This window comes from Variovorax sp. NFACC27 (assembly GCF_048301545.1).
GTDB classification, from domain to species: domain Bacteria; phylum Pseudomonadota; class Gammaproteobacteria; order Burkholderiales; family Burkholderiaceae_C; genus Variovorax; species Variovorax gossypii.
On sequence record NZ_CP157613.1, the window covers coordinates 1 to 17164 of the forward strand.

Sequence of the window (17164 nt, forward strand, 5' to 3'; positions counted from 1 at the left end):
ATGTCGACTGACGGCATCGGCGAGAGCCTCTGGCAAGCCTGCGTCGACCAGCTCGCGCAGGAGCTGTCCGAGCAGCAGTTCAACACCTGGATCAAACCCCTGACGGCACAGGTCGCCGACGACCTGTCGCGCATGACCGTGTTCGTCGCAAACCGGTTCAAGCTCGACTGGATCCGTGCCCAGTACGCCGGCAAGATCGCCGCCATGGCGGAGAAGATGTACGGCCAGCCGGTCGCCATCGAGTTAGCGCTTGCTCCTCGCGAAATCCCCGTGCGTGCTGCGCCCGTGGCCGTCATGACCGAAACGGACGTGCCGCGCGACGTGGCCGGCCCGGGCGAGGAGCCGGCCGCCGCCGGCTTCAAGAACCGCCTGAATTCCGGCCTCACCTTCGACACCCTGGTCGAGGGCACGGCCAACCGCATGGCGCGCGCCGCGGCGATGCACGTGGCCGGCATGCCGGGCCATCTGTACAACCCTCTTTTCATCTACGGCGGCGTCGGCCTGGGCAAGACCCACCTGATGCATGCTGTGGGTAACCGGCTCTTGACCGACAAGCCGGATTCCAAAGTTCTCTACATCCACGCCGAGCAATTTGTGTCGGATGTGGTCAAAGCCTATCAGCGCAAGACTTTCGATGAGTTCAAGGAGCGCTACCACTCGCTCGATCTGTTGCTGATCGACGATGTGCAGTTCTTCGCCAACAAGGACCGGACGCAGGAAGAATTCTTCAACGCGTTCGAGGCCCTGCTCGCCAAGAAATCGCACATCGTGATGACCAGCGACACCTATCCGAAGGGCCTGGCGGACATCCACGAGCGCCTGGTTTCGCGCTTCGACTCCGGCCTCACGGTCGCCATCGAGCCGCCCGAGCTCGAGATGCGCGTGGCTATTCTGATCAACAAGGCGCGGGCCGAATCGGCCGAAATGCCCGAGGAAGTGGCCTTCTTCGTCGCCAAGAACGTGCGCTCCAACGTGCGCGAACTCGAAGGCGCACTGCGCAAGATCCTGGCGTACTCGCGCTTCAACCAGAAGGAGATCTCGATCGCCCTGGCGCGCGAAGCGCTGCGCGACCTGCTGTCGATCCAGAATCGGCAGATCTCCGTCGAGAATATCCAGAAGACGGTGGCCGACTACTACAAGATCAAGGTCGCCGACATGTACAGCAAGAAACGCCCGGCCAGCATCGCGCGGCCGCGGCAGATCGCGATGTACCTGGCCAAGGAGCTCACGCAGAAGAGCCTGCCGGAAATCGGCGAGCTGTTCGGCGGGCGCGATCACACGACGGTGCTGCACGCGGTGCGCAAGATCTCGGGCGAGCGCCAACAGCTCACCGAACTCAACCAGCAGCTCCACGTGCTCGAGCAGACCCTCAAGGGCTGACCGGAAAGAAGCCGAATGTCATCAAGGGAGCCCCTCGCGACAGCGGAGAATGGCGCCTTGCAAGCTGATTCAAAGAGATAGAAGAGGAAGAAGACATGATCGTTTTGAAGGCACCCCAGGACAAGGTCCTCGCCGCGCTCCAGTCGGTCGCGGGCATCGTGGAGCGGCGTCACACCTTGCCGATCCTGGCGAACGTGCTGATCCGCAAGACCGGCGGCCAGCTGCAGCTGACCACCAGCGACCTCGAAATCCAGATCCGTACCACCGCCGAGCTCGGTGGCGACGAGGGCAACTTCACCACCACCATCGGCGCGCGCAAGCTGATCGACATCCTGCGCACCATGCCGGCCGACCAGACCGTGAGCCTCGAGTCGAGCGCCAGCAAGCTGGTGCTCAAAGGCGGCAAGAGCCGATTCACCCTGCAGTCGCTGCCCGCCGAAGATTTCCCGCTGGTGCAGGAAGCCGCCAACTTCGGCCCCGTGTTCAGCGTGCCGCAGAAGACACTGAAGGACCTGCTCTCGCAGGTCTCGTTCGCGATGGCCGTGCACGACATCCGCTACTACCTGAACGGCATCCTGTTCGTCGCCGAGGGCAAGCAGCTGAGCCTGGTCGCCACCGACGGCCACCGCCTGGCCTTCTCCTCCGCCACGCTCGACGTGGAAGTGCCGCGCCAGGAAGTGATCCTGCCGCGCAAGACCGTACTCGAAATGCAGCGCCTGCTGTCCGACGCCGAAGGCGCCATCGAGATGCAGTTCGCTAACAACCAGGCCAAGTTCGGCTTCGGCGGCATGGAGTTCGTCACCAAGCTGGTCGAGGGCAAGTTCCCCGACTACAACCGCGTCATCCCGAAGAACCACAAGAACACCGTCACGCTGGGCCGCGCGCCGTTGCTGGCCAGCCTGCAGCGCACCGCCATCCTGACCAGCGAGAAGTTCAAGGGCGTGCGCCTGAACATCGAGCCGGGCACGCTGCGCATCGCGTCGAACAACGCCGAGCAGGAAGAAGCCCAGGACGAGCTCGACATCGACTACGGCGGCGACACCATCGAGATCGGCTTCAACGTGACCTACCTGATCGACGCGCTGTCGAACATGGACCAGGACATGGTCAAGCTCGACCTGGCCGACTCCAACAGTTCGGCGCTGCTGACCATCCCCGAGAACGCATCCTTCAAGTACGTCGTGATGCCGATGCGAATCTAGAAGACACACCACACGGCGCCTTGCGCACACGACCCGCGGCCCTCCGCGGGTTTGCGCTTTCAAGAGGCGGCGAATTGAGCTTTTGAGAGCCCGAAAAATCACGCGAATGCCGTGAGAGACAGAGGAATATCCGAATGAGTGCTGAAGAAAACAAGCCCGACGTGCCGCACACCGAGCCCGTCTACATCCCCGAGATCGACACCGTGCCCGCCGACACCAGCTATGGCGAAGGTTCGATCACGATCCTCGAAGGGCTTGAAGCCGTGCGCAAGCGCCCCGGCATGTACATCGGCGACACCTCCGACGGCACCGGGCTGCACCACCTCGTCTTCGAGGTGGTCGACAACTCCATCGACGAAGCGCTGGCCGGCCACTGCGACGACATCGTCGTGACCATCCACACCGACAACTCGATCTCCGTCACCGACAACGGCCGCGGTATTCCCACCGGCGTGAAGATGGACGACAAGCACGAGCCCAAGCGCTCGGCCGCCGAGATCGCGCTCACCGAACTGCACGCGGGCGGCAAGTTCAACCAGAACAGCTACAAGGTGTCGGGCGGCCTGCACGGCGTGGGCGTGAGCTGCGTGAACGCGCTGAGCGTCATGCTGCGCCTGGTGGTGCGCCGCGAGGGCAAGATCCACGAGCTCGAGTTCAGCCGCGGCTTCGTGCAGAACCGCCTGCTCGAGACGGTGAACGGCGTCGAGGTCTCGCCCATGAAGATCATCGGCGACACCGACAAGCGCGGCACCGAGGTGCACTTCCTGCCCGACACCGAGATCTTCAAGGAGAACTCGGACTTCCACTACGAAATCCTCAGCAAGCGCCTGCGCGAACTGAGCTTCCTGAACAACGGCGTGCGCATCCGCCTGAAGGACGAGCGCAGCGGCAAGGAAGACGACTTCTCCGGCGCCGGCGGCGTGCGCGGCTTCGTGGAGTTCATCAACAAGGGCAAGACCGTCCTGCACCCGAACTCGTTCTACGCCGAGGGCGAGCGCCCGGCCGACACCTACGGCGGCATTCCCGGCACGCACATCGGCGTCGAAGTGGCGATGCAATGGAACAGCGGCTACAACGAGCAGGTCCTCTGCTTCACCAACAACATCCCGCAGCGCGACGGCGGCACCCACCTCACGGGCCTGCGCGCTGCGATGACCCGCGTCATCAACAAGTACATCGAGGAGAACGAGCTGGCCAAGAAGGCCAAGGTCGAAGTCTCCGGCGACGACATGCGCGAAGGCCTGTGCTGCGTGCTGAGCGTGAAGGTGCCCGAGCCCAAGTTCTCGAGCCAGACCAAGGACAAGCTGGTGTCCAGCGAGGTGCGCGCGCCGGTGGAAGACATCGTCGGCCGCCTGCTGACCGACTACCTGCAGGAGCGCCCGAACGACGCCAAGATCATCTGCGGCAAGATCATCGAGGCCGCCCGCGCCCGCGAGGCCGCTCGCAAGGCCCGCGAAATGACGCGCCGCAAGGGCGTGCTCGACGGCATGGGCCTGCCCGGCAAGCTGGCCGACTGCCAGGAAAAGGACCCCGCCCTGTGCGAGGTCTACCTGGTGGAGGGTGACTCCGCCGGCGGCTCCGCCAAGCAGGGCCGCGACCGGAAGTTCCAGGCCATCCTGCCGCTGCGCGGCAAGATCCTGAACGTCGAGAAGGCACGCTACGAAAAGCTGCTGACCAGCAACGAAATCCTGACGATGATCACCGCGCTGGGCACCGGCATCGGCCGCGCCGGCGCGAGCACGCCGGGCGGCGGCGCGGACGACTTCAACGTCGCCAAGCTGCGCTACCATCGCATCATCATCATGACCGACGCCGACGTCGACGGCGCCCACATCCGCACGCTGCTGCTGACCTTCTTCTACCGGCAGATGCCGGAGCTGGTCGAGCGCGGCCACATCTACATCGCGCAGCCGCCGCTGTACAAGGTGAAGGTCGGCAAGGAAGAGCAGTATCTGAAGGACGGCCCCGCGCTCGACGCCTTCCTGCTCAAGGTGGCGCTGAAGGACGCGCGCATCGAGACCGGCGGCGCCAGTTCGACCACGCTCAGCGGCGACACCCTGGCCGAACTGGCGCGCAAGCACCAGGTGGCCGAGGCCGTCATCGCGCGCCTGCGCAACTTCATGGACGCCGAGGCACTGCGCGCCATCGCCGACGGCGTGGCGCTCGACCTCGACACCACGCCCGCCGCCGAGGCTTCTGCCGTGGCGCTGCAAGCCAAGCTGCGCGAGCTCAACACGACCGGCGTGCCGGCCGAGGTGAGCAGCGAGTTCGACGCCCGCACCGACAAGCCGCTGCTGCGCATCAGCCGCCGCCACCACGGCAACATCAAGAGCAGCGTGCTCACGCAAGATTTCGTGCACGGCGCCGACTACGCCGCGCTCGCCGAAGCCGCCAACACCTTCCGCGGCCTGCTGAGCCCCGAAGGCGCGCTGGTGAAGCGCGGCGAGGGCGACCGCACCAAGGAAGAAAAGGTCGACGACTTCCGCCAGGCCATGAAGTGGCTCATCAGCGAAGCCGAACGCGCCACCTCGCGCCAGCGCTACAAGGGCCTGGGCGAGATGAACCCCGAGCAGCTGTGGGAAACCACCATGGACCCGAACGTGCGCCGCCTGCTGAAGGTGCAGATCGACGACGCGATCGAGGCGGATCGCGTGTTCACGATGCTGATGGGCGACGAAGTGGAACCACGGCGGGAGTTCATCGAGCAGAACGCGCTGCGGGCGGCGAATATCGACGTCTGACGCCCCCGGGCGGATGTCGGGCAACATGACCTACTTCGAATTCATCGATCAGCTCGCCCGGACGCTCGGCATCAGGGGCAAGGACGTCGTCTGGGTGATTCCTTCCGGCGGCAGCACGCCGAATCGCCCTGCAGCCTTCGAACTGTTCTGGACAGGGCTGCATGAAGGTCGCCTGATGCGGATCTCGAAGGTGGTGAGGGAAGCGGATGCTCCAGCTGCCTTCGCCGCCTTCTTCTCCATCGCCTGAGCGCGGCTTCCGGTCGAGCTTCACGGCTGCTGCTGAGGGCATCTCAGCCTGAACTGGCTGTCCCGCGTACGCCGCCGTTCATCACGCAGCCGGTCCTGCGAATAAGTGCCCTGTGGCCGCCTTGCCAGAGCATCGAGCCACTTGATGCGCTCGGCTAGCTCGCTGCATTCGGCCATGCCTTGGTCGACGTTCTGCGCCACCTGCTGTTCGTACCGCTGCTGCTGCGCGGCGACGACCTCGTTGTTCCGGATCGATGCCTCGCGTTCCTGCCGGCTCATCCCATCCGCGATGTTCACGTCGCGCTGCAGGCGAACCGTGGTGGCGCGCGACCCTTCGGGACATGGGCCGTCGGAGTAGGCCGCCTTGCCTGAAGGCGTAAGGCACTTGGTCACCTCGAAGGTGCCGGGCGCGGTGATGCCCGGAGAGGGCGAAGGCGCCAACAAAGGGGCAGGGCGCGCGGTCGTCAGGGGCTGTGCTGCCGGGGAAGGCGTTGTCGCGCTCCGGCGATCCGGCCGCTGCGCGGCTTGCCGAGTCAGAAGCCACTCCGCCGCCAGGTAGAACAGGAACACCACCAGCACCGCCAACGCCAGCCACAGCGCCAGGTGACGCTCCGGCCTGGGCCGCAGGCCCTGCTCCCAAGCAGTCATCGCCTCCCGGCGTTCGCGCATCGGATCGTGTTCGTCGTCGGTGCTCATGGAGCCGCAGTATCCGTGCTGTGCACTCCCGGCACGCACTTCCGCCGGACGCGCCCCAAACCCAGGCAGATCAGGGTTTCCCTGAGGTTTGTTAATAAAAGTAGCCAACAGGCCCGTCACACGGGCGTCATCAGCTATGAAAACAATAGCATTCAGTTTCGATCCGCAGATCGTTCCTCGTAAACGCTATATCTAGCCCGACTCTTGCTAAGCAAAATCCCCGACGGATTTCACGTCACGCAAGATCGAGGACCACACAGCAATGAACCCTATGCGTCTCCGCCGGCCGCTGGCCGCGCTGGTTTTGGGCGGTACCGCAGCTTTCCTCGGGGCCGTGACTTCGGCCCATGCGTTCTCGAACCCGCCCATCCAGGTGGCGCAGGGCATCGAATACATGTGCGGCGGCGCCGCGAAGGACGAGGCCGCGTTCATGGAAATGGTGTCGCCGCGCTGGGCCGCGACCATCGAACTCGGCATCAGCGACGGCAGGGGTGCTCAGCGGCCCGGCTTCCCCGCCAAGGCGGGCATCGAGGTGCGCCAGAAATACACCGGCCAGGTCGTGATGAACGTGGAATCGCAGAGCCCCTACATGCTCGCGCGCCTCAATCCGGGCGCGTACGACGTGAACGTGACGCTCGGCGGCCTCACGCTGACGCAGTCGCTGGTGGTGATTGCCGGCGTGCCGGCGCGCGCATCGTTCGTCTGGCCGTCGAACTTCGACATGGCCTCGGTGATGCCGCCGCAAACGCAGACGCTGGCGCAGACTTCTTCCGCTGCCCGCTGAGAAGCGAGCGAACAAGCACGCAGGTAGACGGGCAGGCACGCCGCACGGCGTGCCCGCTCCTTTTCCAGGTCAGCCTTTCCTAAGCCGCGCGCCGCAAAGTGGCACCGTGGCTTCCCGCCATGCAAGGAAAGAAAGGACTCTGACCATGACCCCCCGTTTTCCATCACTGCGCACCGCACGGCCGCTGGCGGCCGCGATGTTCTGCGGTGCTGTCCTGCTCGGCGCGCTCTCGACGGCCCAGGCAACGGTGAACCCGCCGATCTACATGACGCACGGCGTCGAGTACATGAGCGGTGGCATCGGCAGCGACGAGGCCCAGCTGATGGAGACGGTATCGCCGCGCTGGCCCGCGACCTTCGAATTCGCGATCAAGGATCACAAGGGCGCCGATTTCGCGGCCAACGTGCACGTGACGGTGCGCGACAGCAGTGGCGCGGCGCTGCTCGACAACGTGGTATCGGGCGGCCCGTTCATGGTGGCGCGGCTGGACCCCGGCAACTACGAGGTCGAGGCGCGGATCGGCAGCCAGGTGCTGAAGCAGGAGCTGCACGTGCTGCAGGGCGCGCCGACCAAGGCGACCTTCGTCTGGCCGGCCGGCACCGACATGGCCTCTGCCGGCACGCGGCCGGTGCAGTAGCGCCGGGCAAGTGAGCGCCGGCACGCATCCGGCTGGCGCACAATTCACGGGTTGAGCCATGCCACAAGGCTTGCTATCCGGGCGCCGTCCGCTATAGAAAAAATAGCGACCGACGCGCCTCGCGGTATCTTGAATGCGCGGCATGCGCCTTGCACATAGCCTGTCCCCGGGCAGTGCCCGACCCCATTGCCCCGATGCCGATCCGTCCCTTGAGCGCCCTGACCGCGCTGTTGCACGTCTATATCGCGCTGCGCCTGCTGCCCGCGCTGGCCGTGCTCACGCCCGCATGGCCGCTGGCGCTGCTCGCGCTGGTGGTGTCGGCGGCGACGATTCCCCTGCCTTTCATGTCGCACCGCCGCGGGCGCGAGGGCGCCGGCAACAGCAACCTGCTCAAGTGGATCGGCCTGATCAGCATGGGCTGGTTCTCCTCGATGTTCGTGCTGACGCTCGTGCGCGACGCCGGCCTGATGCTGACCTGGCTCGCGGGCGCGCTCGGCGGCGTCCAGGTGCAATGGAACGCGCTGCTGCCGTGGAGCGCGCTGGCGGTGCTGGCGATGGCCACGGCCACCTCGGCGATCGGTTTCCTCAATGCGCGCCGCACCGCCGGCGTGAAGCGGGTGGAAGTGCCCATCCGCGGCCTGCCGCAGGCGCTGGAAGGCTTCGCGATCGCGCAGCTCAGCGACATCCACGTGGGTCCGACGATCCGCAACAGCTACATCCAGCGCATCGTCGACGCGGTGAACCGACTCGGCGCCGACGCCATCGCGATCACCGGCGACCTGGTCGACGGCAGCGTGCCGGAACTGCGCGAGCACATCGCGCCGCTGGCCGGGCTGCGCGCACGCCACGGTACCTTCGTGGTCACCGGCAACCACGAGTACTACGCGGGCGCACATGCCTGGATCGACGAGCTGCGCCGGCTGGGCCTGAAGGTGCTGCTCAACGAGCACGTGGTGCTGCAGACGCGCAACGTGCGCGGCGCGCAGACCGACGAAGAGCTCTTCGAAAGCGCGCTGGTGCTTGCCGGCGTGACCGACTTCACGGCCGGGCATTTCGACGCGGCTCATGCGAGCGATCCGCACCTGGCGCTGCACGACGCGCCGCCGCTGGTGCACACGCGCGTGCTGCTCGCGCACCAGCCGCGCAGCGCGCCGCTGGCGGCCGCGGCCGGTTATCAGCTGCAGCTGTCGGGCCACACGCACGGTGGCCAGTTCTTTCCGTGGAATCTTTTCGTGCCGATGCAGCAGCCCTTCACGGCGGGCCTGCACCGCCTGCACGACATGTGGGTCTACGTGAGCCGGGGCACCGGCTACTGGGGCCCGCCCAAGCGCTTCGGCGCGCCATCGGAGATCACGCTGCTGACGCTGGTGACCGCGAAGAACTGAGGAATCTCAGGAGTCCAGCCCCGAGAGCCGGCGCGCGTTGGAAGTCGCGGCGGCATGAATGGGCTTCAGCCCCTGGCGCGCGATGCGTGCCGCTATCGCGGGCAGTTCGCTCGCCGCATCGACGGTATCCGCGGCCGATTGCACGAAGGCATCGCCATGTGCGGCCGCCTGCGCCGGCGTGACGCTGCCAGCCAGCGAGAAGAACGCCGTCGTGCTCTGCAGCCATTGCTGAAGCACCCGGTTGGCGAGCGAGAAATGGCTGCTGTGCCATTGCCTGGCCATCGCGATGCCCGATTCGCTCGCGGCCTCGAGCTTTTCCTGTCCCATGAGCTGGAACTCGGCGATGTCGTCCGCGCTGGGCGCGAGGCCCGCGCGGGCCATGCGCCCGGTGCGCATGCCGATCACGAGGCCGGACGACAGCAGCATCTCGTGGGTCTTGAACGACAGCTCGAGCCACTGCTGCATGAGCGGGCCCGGGAGGCTGGCAACGGAACTTGTAGACGACATGGGTGAGGCCGCGCTCGAGCGCGTGAATAAGGGGTCGGGCCACTATAGGCGCGGCCGGGCGGCGGCGGTTTGCGCACACCAGGAATGGATCTGCATTTTTGTTGATCAAGTCCTGCTTTCCGATGTGGAAATTGCGTGCCGGGCGGATGCCGCATGCGGCGGAAATTGAAGATGACCTCCTCATTTCCACTTAGTGCGTTCACACCTCGCATCATGAGATTCCAAACTTGCGCGTCCGTTGCCGGAGCGGCCCTGTTCGCGGGCCTTCTCGGCCTGTCGGGCACGGCGGCCCACGCGTTCGAAGACAGCGCGCACGGTTTCTATGTCGAAGGCGGCCGCGCCCCGCACGGCGACATGGGCAGCACCAATTCGGCCACCGTGGGCATGACCATTCCCTGGTCGCTACGCCAGCCGGTGCACGAGGGCGCGCTCACCACCTACTGGGACGTCTTCCTGAGCAACTGGCACGCGCCGGCGCTGGGCAACGGCCCGCACGACTACGCGCAGATCGGCGCGATCTACACCTGGCGCTACCGCTTCGACCGCGGCGGCTCGCCCTGGTTTGCCGAAGGCGGCGTCGGCGGCAGCGTGATGGACCACGTCTACCGCACGCCAGACCGCAGCTTCAGCACTGCCTTCCAGTTCACCGAGGTGATCGGCATCGGGCGCAGCTTCGGCGAACATGGAGAACACGAACTCTCGCTGCGGCTGCAGCACTTCTCCAACGGCGGCATCAAGAAGCCCAACCCGGGCGAGAACTTCGTCCGGCTGCGCTACACGTACCACTTCTGAGCCTGAACTGAGCGCTACCGGCTCCTGCGCTGCGACGTACGCAGCCGCCTGGCCCGCGCCTCCGTGACCAGATAGCCCAGCGTGGCCACCCCCAGCGGCAGCAGGTAGTACAGGCCGCGATAGGCCAGCAGCGCGCCGAGCAGCTGCGCCTGCGGCACCTCGTGCGAGAGCAGCGCCACGAACACCGCCTCCAGCACGCCGAGCCCCGCCGGCACGTGCGTGACCACGCCGGCCACCGCCGCCACCAGCAGCACCGCGAGCACCTGCGTGTACTCGACCTGCCCCTGCAGCAGGAACCAGATCACGCCGCCCATCAGCGACCAGTTGGCGCACGACATCGCCAGCTGCAGCAGCGCCATCGCGAGCCCCGGCACCCTGAGCTCATGGCCTCGCACACGCCACGCGCGTCCCCGCGACGTGGCGCACAGCACCAGGTAGGCCAGGGCCACCATCAGCAGCACCGCGCCGAGGATGCGCAGGCCTTCGCTGTCGATCTTCCAGTCGGGCGGCAGCGTCATCGGCCAGAAGCAGAAGGCCGCGCCGGCCACCACCAGGTAGCCCAGCCAGTTGGTCAGCATGCTGAAGCCGAGCACGCGCGTGATGGTGTCTTTCGCGAGGCCCAGGCGCGAATAGAGCCGGTAGCGGAACGCCACGCCGCCCACCAGCGAGCCGAGGTTGAGGTTGAAGGCGTAGCTGATGAAGGTCACCCCCATCACAGTGCCCGTGCCGAGCCTGTGCCGCGTGAGATGCCGGCCGAGCAGGTCGTAGGTGCTGTAGAGCGCGAAGCTGCATGCCGCCAGCGCGGCGGCCGCGAGCAGGGCTGTGGCGGGCAGCGCGCGGATCGCGTCGAGCACGTCCTCCCACTCGATGGTGCGCGCCTGCCGCACCAGCAGCCACGCGATCAGCGCGAAGAAGCCCCACACCGCCGCACGGCGGGCCCAGGGCCACCAGCTGTGGCGCGAGAGGGCCATGGTGCTCATCGCGATGCTCCCTCCGGGCTCAGGCGGCTTCCGTCTGCGTGGCGCCGCCGGCCGGATCGCTGCGCCCGGTGTCGCGCCGGCTCGCGAGGTCGGTGGCCTCCGCCGGCGTCAGGCGCGGCACGTGGCGCGGCAGGCGGCCCAGCAGGGCCGGATACCAGCGCAGGATGTGGAAGACGAAAAAGCTTCGCACCAGCCGCCAGCCGCTCCATTCGCTGGCGAGATCGGCGGCCTGCACCTGCTTGCAGCTGCACTCCATCAGCCGGTCCATGCGCTCGCCGAGCAGGCTGTTGAAGGCTTCGTCGCGCACGACCACGTTGGCTTCGAGGTTGAGCGAAAGGCTCAGCGGATCGAGGTTGCTCGAGCCCACCGTGCTCCACCTGTCGTCCATGAGTGCGACCTTGCCGTGCAGCGGGCGGTCGCAGTACTCGTAGATGCGCACGCCCGCGTGCAGCAGGTGGTGATACAGCATGCTCGCGGCGGTCTTCACGATGGGCATGTCGGGCTCGCCCTGCAGGATGAGCCGCACGTCCACGCCGCGCCTCGCCGCACGCCGCAGTTCCTTGATGAGCCGGTAGCCCGGAAAGAAGTACGCGTTGGCGATCACGATGCGCTCGCGCGCCGCGCGTATGGCAGCGCGGTACTGCCGCTCGATGTCGTTGGTGTGGCGCCGGTTGTCGCGCGTGACGAACATGGCATCGGCCGTTCCCGCGGGCTGCGAGTGCGCCGCCGCGGGCACCTGGCGCAGCCTGCGACGGAACCATCCCGCGCCCTTGCCGCCGAGTGCCCCCATTGCGATCGCGCGCAGCACGAACTGGTGGATCTCGCCCACGACCGGCCCCTGGAGCTCCACCGCGTAGTCCTGCTTGGCCATGGGGCCGTAGTCGAGCAGGTGGTCGGCCGAGTAGTTGATGCCGCCGACGAAGGCGTGCTCGCCATCGATCACCACGATCTTGCGGTGCATGCGGCGGAACACGTTGAGCCGCTGGCCCATGAAGCGGCGGCCCGGGTCGAACACGCGCACCTTCACGCCCGCCGAGGTCAGCCCCTCGATGAACTCGCGCGAGAGATCGGGCGAGCCGAAGCCGTCGATCATCAGGTCGACCTTCACGCCGCGTTGCGCCGCCTCGCGCATCGCGGCGTGCAGCTGCAGGCCGACCTTGTCCTCGAACAGGATGAAGGTCTCGACGATCACCTCGCGCCGCGCCTGCCGCACGGCCTCGAACACGCGCGGAAAGAATTCCTCGCCGTTCTCCAGCAGCCCGATGCGGTTGCCGGCGATCCAGTGGCCGTTGCCATTGCTGCCGTTGATGCCGTTTTCGCTCATGGCAGCGTCGCTCACAGGTCGATGTCCGCCACCAGCGGGGCATGGTCCGACAGGTGCGACCACGGCCGGCGCGGCAGCACCACGGGCGCGTGCGCGCCGGCATTGCGCACGTAGATGCGGTCCAGCGACAGCACCGGAAAGCGAGCCGGAAAGGTCCGTGCCGCGCGGCCGGTGGCGTGCACGAACACTTCGCGCAGCGAAGCGCCCTTTTCGAGGATCTCGTGCGCGCACCCGCGCCAGTCGTTGAAATCGCCCGCCACGATCAGGGGCGCCTCGGAAGGGACCTCGTCGCGCACGATGTGGCACAGCAGCTCCAGCTGCTGCTGCCGGTGCGCCTCGGCCAGCCCGAGGTGGGTGCAGATCACGTGCACGTCGACCACTCGGCCCGGCAGCCGCAGCACGCAGTGCAGCAGGCCGCGCTTCTCGGGGCCGCTCACCGACACGTCGTGGTTGCGGAAATGCACGATCGGGAATTTCGAGAGCACCGCATTGCCGTGGTGGCCTTTCGGGTACACAGCGTTGCGGCCGTAGGCGAACTGCGGCCACATGGTGTCGGCCAGGAATTCATAGTGCGGCGCCTCGGGCCAGTTGTTCACCCTGCGCGAATGGCGCGAGTGCGTGCCCAGCACCTCCTGCAGGAACACCACGTCGGCCCCCACCGTGCGCACCGCGTCGCGCAGTTCGGGCAGGATGAACCTGCGGTTGAGCGCGGTGAAACCCTTGTGGGTGTTCACCGTCATGACCTTGAGCGAGGTCGGCGTGACAGGCGTCGCCGACTCGGCATCGGGCGCGGTGGCTTCGGGAATGATGGGCGAGGAAGACATCGTCATCCATGTTGTACGTGGCCGCGCCCGTCCTGACTGTAGGAACGCGCCAACTTCTTTCCCCCGTCTTCCCGCCGCCATCCCCAGCCGCCTTCGTGCCCGGACGGCCGGTTCCTACAGGCATGCCTGCCGCACCCCCACACGGGCGGAATCGCGGGGCTCCTACGGTGAATTCACGGTTCAGGAAAAGGCAGCCCGCCTTTTCGAGGAACAAGCCACAAGGAGCACACCCATGAAACACCAGGCCGCTTTCCACGCCACCGTTCTTGCCGCGCTGCTGGGCGCAGCGGGCATCGCGATGGCGCAGACCACTTCCATTCCCGCCCAGCCCGATCCCTCGGTGGGCGGCGAAGCCAGCACCATGACGCCGGCCGGCGTCGCCAACCCGCCGCAGCGCCCCGACAACTCGATGCCGATGTCGCGCGAGTCGGTGAAGGCCGAGGCCCGCGCGCACAACCGCAACAACGCCAACAACCCGGTGCCCAAGGGCGAGGTGACGACCACGGTCAACCACCAGCCCAACGCCATGCCGCAGCCTACAGGCGAGATGTCGCGCGCAGAAGTGAGCCAGACCGGGCGCAAGGTGAAGCCGCAGTTCGGCCAGAAGGGCGAGCGCCCGGACGTGGTGACGAATCCGACGGACAAGACGGGTACGCCGAAGTAAGTCCGAAGGCCCCATGAGAAAAGCCCGCGGCGCTTTCGCGTCGCGGGCTTTTTTGGGTTGCTTCGCCGCGCAATGATCGCGGCGATCGATCAGCTCTTGGCGGGAGCCGGCGGCGCACCGCGGTGGCCGCCGTCATGGCCACGATGGCCGCGCGGGCCGCCGAAGTGGGCGGTCTCGGCGTCGAAGGTCTTCTGCTGGTCGGGCGACAGCGTGGCGTAGAAGGTCTTCGTGGCTTCGGCGCGCTTGGCGAACATCGCGCTGCGCTCGGCCTGGCGGGCCTGCATGCGTTCCAGGCGCTCCGGCGTGGTCAGCTTGGCGAACTCGGCGCGGTCCATGTGCGGACGCGGGCCGCCGGGCGGCTGGGTCGCGCTGGTGAAGGTGCTCCATGCGCCTTCCTGTGCCGAGGTGAGCTTGAGCTTTTCCTTCAGGGCCGCGAGACGCTTGGCGCGGTGTTCCTTCATGCGCTCCATGCGCTGGGCCGGATCCATGCGCTTGTGCTGGGCCTTGGGCGCTGCGGCGTTGTCGGCTTGGGCCACCGCGGCGGTGGGCACGGCTGCGGAGGGAGCGGCTGCCGGCGCTTGAGCGAAGGCGCCCGAAGAGGCGAGGGCGGCCGAACCGAGCAGGCTGGCCCAGACGATGCGTTGGCGGAGAGAAATCACGAGAAGTGCTTCCTTTCGAAGAAGCCCGCCGCCGATGGGCAGCAGGTGAGACGAAGTGTGGAAGAGCTCTGTATCGCATCCGTTAGCCCGGCGTGAGCTTGCGTAAAGAATGATGAACAGGCCGCTCCTGGAGCGGCTTCCTGCGTGATTTATTGACTCTTTTCCTCCCGCTTTGCCTGCCCCCGCCTGCCTCAGCTGCCCCGGCGCTACTTGGGCCGCGGCCGCTTCAGGCCCCGGTCGGGCACCTGCAGCCTGCCCGCGCGCAGCTCGGTGACCGCCTTGACCACCGCGCGGGCCACCTGGCGCACTTCCTCCTGCACGTCCGCGTCGGCATCGAGCGCGTCGTGGCTGGTGGCGTAGGGTCCGTAGTAGCCGATGTAGCGGTCCAGCCGCGACTGCGTGCCGGCCTCGATGAGCCCCATCCAGTCGAGCCAGTCGCAGAGATTGCGGCGCACGCTCTCGATGCCGGCCACGTCGCCGTGCACCACCACGCCGTAGACGCGGCCGTCGAGGTGCCTGGGGTAGCCCCAGCCTTCCAGCTCCAGCGCCTTGGCCTCGTCGGGCTTCTTGCCGTGCGTGCTGGTGGGGTCGGGGTTGCCGCCGTCGGCGCAGACCAGGCGGTCGATCATGAGCTTCAGCGGGCTCGTGGCCTGGTACCAGTGCGTGGGCGTGAGCAGGATCACGCCGTGCGCCGACACCCAGCGCTCGTAGATCTCGTTCATCCAGTCGCCGGTCTGGCGCAGCGAATGGTTCGGATAGCAGCTGCAGGGCCAGTGGCACAGCGGCATGGCGGTGGAAACGCAGCCCTTGCAGGGGTGGATCTGCCGGCCGTACTCGGAGGTGAGCAGGCTCAGGTCGAGCATGTCGGTCTCGATGCCGTTGCTGGCCAGCACCTCGCGCGCAATCTGGGCCAGCCGCCAGGTCTTGGAGACTTCGCCGGGGCAGGTGCCGTCGTTGCGCGGCGAGCCGTTCACCAGCAGCACGCGCGAAGGCGTCTGTGGCTGGCCCCAGGCGGCCTGCGCGGCGTCGATGCGCGCCTTGGCCTCGAGCCAGTCGACCGAAAGTTCGTACTCGGGGTCGGCATAGCCGGGCCCGGCCTTGCGGGTGACGGGCGCCTTGCGGCCTTCCTCGTAGGCCTGCCAGGCGATGAGTTCGATGCGCCGCAGCGAATCGGCCTCGGCGCGGAAGGCCGGGTCTTGAAAGGGCTGCATGAAGCGTTCATGGAACTCGGCGCGCTGCAGCGTCTCTGGCGCCTGTCCTTTCCGGATCGTGGGGGGCATGTGCGCAATCTAGGCCGCCCGCGCCGCGGCCGGGGCATGTACGCGATGCCGATTTCCGGTAGGCGGGCGACTACAGTCCCCGCCCGAAAGCCGGAGCGTTCAGCCCAGCTTTCCGTTCTGGAAGTCGTGCACCGCCTGCCTGACCTGCTCGGAGGTGTTCATCACGAAGGGCCCGTACTGCGCGATCGGCTCGTTGAGCGGCTTGCCGGCGATGAGCAGGGCGCGCGCCGGGCTGTGGTTGGTTGCGCCGGCGCGCAGCACCACGCCGTCGCTGCCGGCGTCGTTGGCGAGGATGGCCATGCGCCGCGTCGGGATCTCGCTGCCCGCGATCCACAGCGATTCGCGGAACACGTAGACCAGCGCGTTGTGGTCGTCGGGCAGCGGCTGAGCGAATTCGGCGCCCGGCGGCAGCTCGATGTCGAGGTAGAGCGGCTCGGTGTGCTCGCGCCGCACGGCGCCTTCGATACCGTGGCTGGCGCCCGCGATCACGCGCACGCGCGCTCCGCCGGTGGTGGTGAATTCAGGGATCTCCGCGCTCTGGATGTCGCGATACCAGGGCTCGCGCATCTTGTCCCGGGCCGGCAGGTTGAGCCAGAGCTGGAAGCCTTCCATCATTCCTTCCTCCTGCTCGGGCAGCTCGCTGTGCACGAGGCCGCGGCCGGCGGTCATCCACTGCACGCCGCCGTTCTCGAGCAGCCCTTCGTGGCCCGCGCTGTCGCGGTGGCGCATGCGGCCCGCGATCATGTACGTGACGGTCTCGAAGCCGCGGTGCGGGTGGTTGGGAAAGCCGCCGATGTAGTCGCCCGGGTTGTCGCTGCCGAAGGCATCGAGCATGAGGTAGGGGTCGAGCCGCTTCTGCAGGGGCTGCTGCAGCACGCGGGTGAGTTTCACGCCGTCGCCATCGCTGGTGGAAACACCGGCCACGATGTGGTCGATGCCGCGCGGCGTGGCGACGGGATCGGTGGGGTGGTTGGCGTGGTGATTGGCGTTCGTCATGTGTCCATGGTGGCACTAACGCGCCCGCCGCGCCACCCGCTGGCTGTCAGCCGGCGGCCCGAGATAT

At 67.1% G+C, this 17164-nt stretch carries 17 protein-coding genes; 9 read left to right on the forward strand and 8 right to left on the reverse strand.

What is annotated here, in order from left to right; genetic code table 11:
- From dnaA to ABL840_RS00020, 4 genes are all read left to right on the forward strand, one after another.
- The gene (gene dnaA / locus ABL840_RS00005) at nucleotides 1-1380 is read left to right on the forward strand and encodes a chromosomal replication initiator protein DnaA (protein ID WP_093195817.1); all 1380 of its coding nucleotides are present in this window, start codon (nucleotides 1-3) and stop codon (nucleotides 1378-1380) included.
- 95 nt (nucleotides 1381-1475) lie between these two features.
- A complete protein-coding gene (gene dnaN, locus ABL840_RS00010; protein WP_093195816.1) occupies nucleotides 1476-2582 on the forward strand; it encodes a DNA polymerase III subunit beta in 1107 nt (368 codons plus the stop codon).
- 134 nt (nucleotides 2583-2716) lie between these two features.
- On the forward strand, nucleotides 2717-5323 hold the full coding sequence (gene gyrB / locus ABL840_RS00015) for a DNA topoisomerase (ATP-hydrolyzing) subunit B (protein ID WP_093195815.1): 2607 nt from the start codon (nucleotides 2717-2719) through the stop codon (nucleotides 5321-5323).
- A gap of 25 nt (nucleotides 5324-5348) precedes the next feature.
- Nucleotides 5349-5570 (forward strand): hypothetical protein, encoded by a 222-nt coding sequence (locus ABL840_RS00020; protein ID WP_143042915.1) that lies wholly within the window; start codon nucleotides 5349-5351, stop codon nucleotides 5568-5570.
- A gap of 20 nt (nucleotides 5571-5590) precedes the next feature.
- Here ABL840_RS00020 and ABL840_RS00025 read toward each other — a convergent pair whose 3' ends face one another.
- Nucleotides 5591-6265: a hypothetical protein gene (locus ABL840_RS00025; protein WP_093300330.1), complete on the reverse strand. Its 675-nt coding sequence runs from the start codon at nucleotides 6263-6265 to the stop codon at nucleotides 5591-5593.
- 262 nt (nucleotides 6266-6527) lie between these two features.
- On the opposite strand from ABL840_RS00025, the gene ABL840_RS00030 reads away from it, so the two are divergent.
- The 3 genes from ABL840_RS00030 (at nucleotide 6528) to ABL840_RS00040 (ending at nucleotide 9071) form a co-directional block, all read left to right on the forward strand.
- Nucleotides 6528-7049: a hypothetical protein gene (locus tag ABL840_RS00030; protein ID WP_093195810.1), complete on the forward strand. Its 522-nt coding sequence runs from the start codon at nucleotides 6528-6530 to the stop codon at nucleotides 7047-7049.
- A 145-nt stretch (nucleotides 7050-7194) separates the two neighbouring features.
- Nucleotides 7195-7686, forward strand: a complete 492-nt coding sequence (locus ABL840_RS00035; protein WP_093300331.1) for a hypothetical protein — start codon at nucleotides 7195-7197, stop codon at nucleotides 7684-7686.
- A 209-nt stretch (nucleotides 7687-7895) separates the two neighbouring features.
- A complete protein-coding gene (locus tag ABL840_RS00040; protein WP_418116158.1) occupies nucleotides 7896-9071 on the forward strand; it encodes a metallophosphoesterase in 1176 nt (391 codons plus the stop codon).
- Nucleotides 9072-9077: 6 nt separating this feature from the next.
- Here ABL840_RS00040 and ABL840_RS00045 read toward each other — a convergent pair whose 3' ends face one another.
- Nucleotides 9078-9536, reverse strand: a complete 459-nt coding sequence (locus tag ABL840_RS00045) for a polyhydroxyalkanoate granule-associated phasin (RefSeq protein WP_418116159.1) — start codon at nucleotides 9534-9536, stop codon at nucleotides 9078-9080.
- A gap of 255 nt (nucleotides 9537-9791) precedes the next feature.
- Here ABL840_RS00045 and ABL840_RS00050 point away from each other — a divergent pair, with 255 nt between their 5' ends.
- Nucleotides 9792-10370, forward strand: coding sequence for an acyloxyacyl hydrolase (locus ABL840_RS00050; protein WP_418116160.1), 579 nt, complete (start codon nucleotides 9792-9794; stop codon nucleotides 10368-10370).
- Between the two features lie 14 nt (nucleotides 10371-10384).
- On the opposite strand, the gene ABL840_RS00055 is transcribed toward ABL840_RS00050, so the two are convergent.
- From ABL840_RS00055 to ABL840_RS00065, 3 genes are read right to left on the reverse strand one after another with little or no spacing between them, the layout of a single operon-like run.
- Nucleotides 10385-11350, reverse strand: a complete 966-nt coding sequence (locus ABL840_RS00055) for a lysylphosphatidylglycerol synthase domain-containing protein (protein ID WP_176947418.1) — start codon at nucleotides 11348-11350, stop codon at nucleotides 10385-10387.
- Nucleotides 11351-11369: 19 nt separating this feature from the next.
- Nucleotides 11370-12674, reverse strand: a complete 1305-nt coding sequence (gene clsB, locus ABL840_RS00060; protein ID WP_093300577.1) for a cardiolipin synthase ClsB — start codon at nucleotides 12672-12674, stop codon at nucleotides 11370-11372.
- An 11-nt stretch (nucleotides 12675-12685) separates the two neighbouring features.
- Nucleotides 12686-13498 (reverse strand): endonuclease/exonuclease/phosphatase family protein, encoded by an 813-nt coding sequence (locus ABL840_RS00065; protein ID WP_093300339.1) that lies wholly within the window; start codon nucleotides 13496-13498, stop codon nucleotides 12686-12688.
- Between the two features lie 232 nt (nucleotides 13499-13730).
- Between ABL840_RS00065 and ABL840_RS00070 the strand changes: the two genes are divergently transcribed.
- Entirely contained in the window at nucleotides 13731-14162 is a 432-nt protein-coding gene (locus tag ABL840_RS00070) for a serine/threonine protein kinase (RefSeq protein ID WP_093195804.1), read from the forward strand.
- An 89-nt stretch (nucleotides 14163-14251) separates the two neighbouring features.
- On the opposite strand, the gene ABL840_RS00075 is transcribed toward ABL840_RS00070, so the two are convergent.
- The 3 genes from ABL840_RS00075 to ABL840_RS00085 form a co-directional block, all read right to left on the reverse strand.
- Nucleotides 14252-14821 (reverse strand): Spy/CpxP family protein refolding chaperone, encoded by a 570-nt coding sequence (locus ABL840_RS00075; RefSeq protein ID WP_093300341.1) that lies wholly within the window; start codon nucleotides 14819-14821, stop codon nucleotides 14252-14254.
- A gap of 206 nt (nucleotides 14822-15027) precedes the next feature.
- Nucleotides 15028-16101, reverse strand: coding sequence for a flavodoxin family protein (locus tag ABL840_RS00080; protein WP_093300343.1), 1074 nt, complete (start codon nucleotides 16099-16101; stop codon nucleotides 15028-15030).
- A 99-nt stretch (nucleotides 16102-16200) separates the two neighbouring features.
- The gene (locus tag ABL840_RS00085; RefSeq protein WP_093300345.1) at nucleotides 16201-17097 is read right to left on the reverse strand and encodes a pirin family protein; all 897 of its coding nucleotides are present in this window, start codon (nucleotides 17095-17097) and stop codon (nucleotides 16201-16203) included.
- Nucleotides 17098-17164 lie beyond the last annotated feature (67 nt).

Excerpts from the sequence above, each read along its gene's own strand:
- dnaA (WP_093195817.1), top strand. The coding sequence starts at position 1 with ATGTCGACTGACGGCATCGGCGAGAGCCTCTGGCAAGCCTGCGTCGAC.
- dnaN (WP_093195816.1), top strand. The coding sequence starts at position 1,476 with ATGATCGTTTTGAAGGCACCCCAGGACAAGGTCCTCGCCGCGCTCCAG.
- gyrB (WP_093195815.1), top strand. The coding sequence starts at position 2,717 with ATGAGTGCTGAAGAAAACAAGCCCGACGTGCCGCACACCGAGCCCGTC.
- ABL840_RS00020 (WP_143042915.1), top strand. The coding sequence starts at position 5,349 with ATGACCTACTTCGAATTCATCGATCAGCTCGCCCGGACGCTCGGCATC.
- ABL840_RS00025 (WP_093300330.1), bottom strand. The coding sequence starts at position 6,265 with ATGAGCACCGACGACGAACACGATCCGATGCGCGAACGCCGGGAGGCG.
- ABL840_RS00030 (WP_093195810.1), top strand. The coding sequence starts at position 6,528 with ATGAACCCTATGCGTCTCCGCCGGCCGCTGGCCGCGCTGGTTTTGGGC.
- ABL840_RS00035 (WP_093300331.1), top strand. The coding sequence starts at position 7,195 with ATGACCCCCCGTTTTCCATCACTGCGCACCGCACGGCCGCTGGCGGCC.
- ABL840_RS00045 (WP_418116159.1), bottom strand. The coding sequence starts at position 9,536 with ATGCAGCAGTGGCTCGAGCTGTCGTTCAAGACCCACGAGATGCTGCTG.
- ABL840_RS00050 (WP_418116160.1), top strand. The coding sequence starts at position 9,792 with ATGAGATTCCAAACTTGCGCGTCCGTTGCCGGAGCGGCCCTGTTCGCG.
- ABL840_RS00055 (WP_176947418.1), bottom strand. The coding sequence starts at position 11,350 with ATGAGCACCATGGCCCTCTCGCGCCACAGCTGGTGGCCCTGGGCCCGC.
- clsB (WP_093300577.1), bottom strand. The coding sequence starts at position 12,674 with ATGAGCGAAAACGGCATCAACGGCAGCAATGGCAACGGCCACTGGATC.
- ABL840_RS00065 (WP_093300339.1), bottom strand. The coding sequence starts at position 13,498 with ATGTCTTCCTCGCCCATCATTCCCGAAGCCACCGCGCCCGATGCCGAG.
- ABL840_RS00070 (WP_093195804.1), top strand. The coding sequence starts at position 13,731 with ATGAAACACCAGGCCGCTTTCCACGCCACCGTTCTTGCCGCGCTGCTG.
- ABL840_RS00080 (WP_093300343.1), bottom strand. The coding sequence starts at position 16,101 with ATGCCCCCCACGATCCGGAAAGGACAGGCGCCAGAGACGCTGCAGCGC.
- ABL840_RS00085 (WP_093300345.1), bottom strand. The coding sequence starts at position 17,097 with ATGACGAACGCCAATCACCACGCCAACCACCCCACCGATCCCGTCGCC.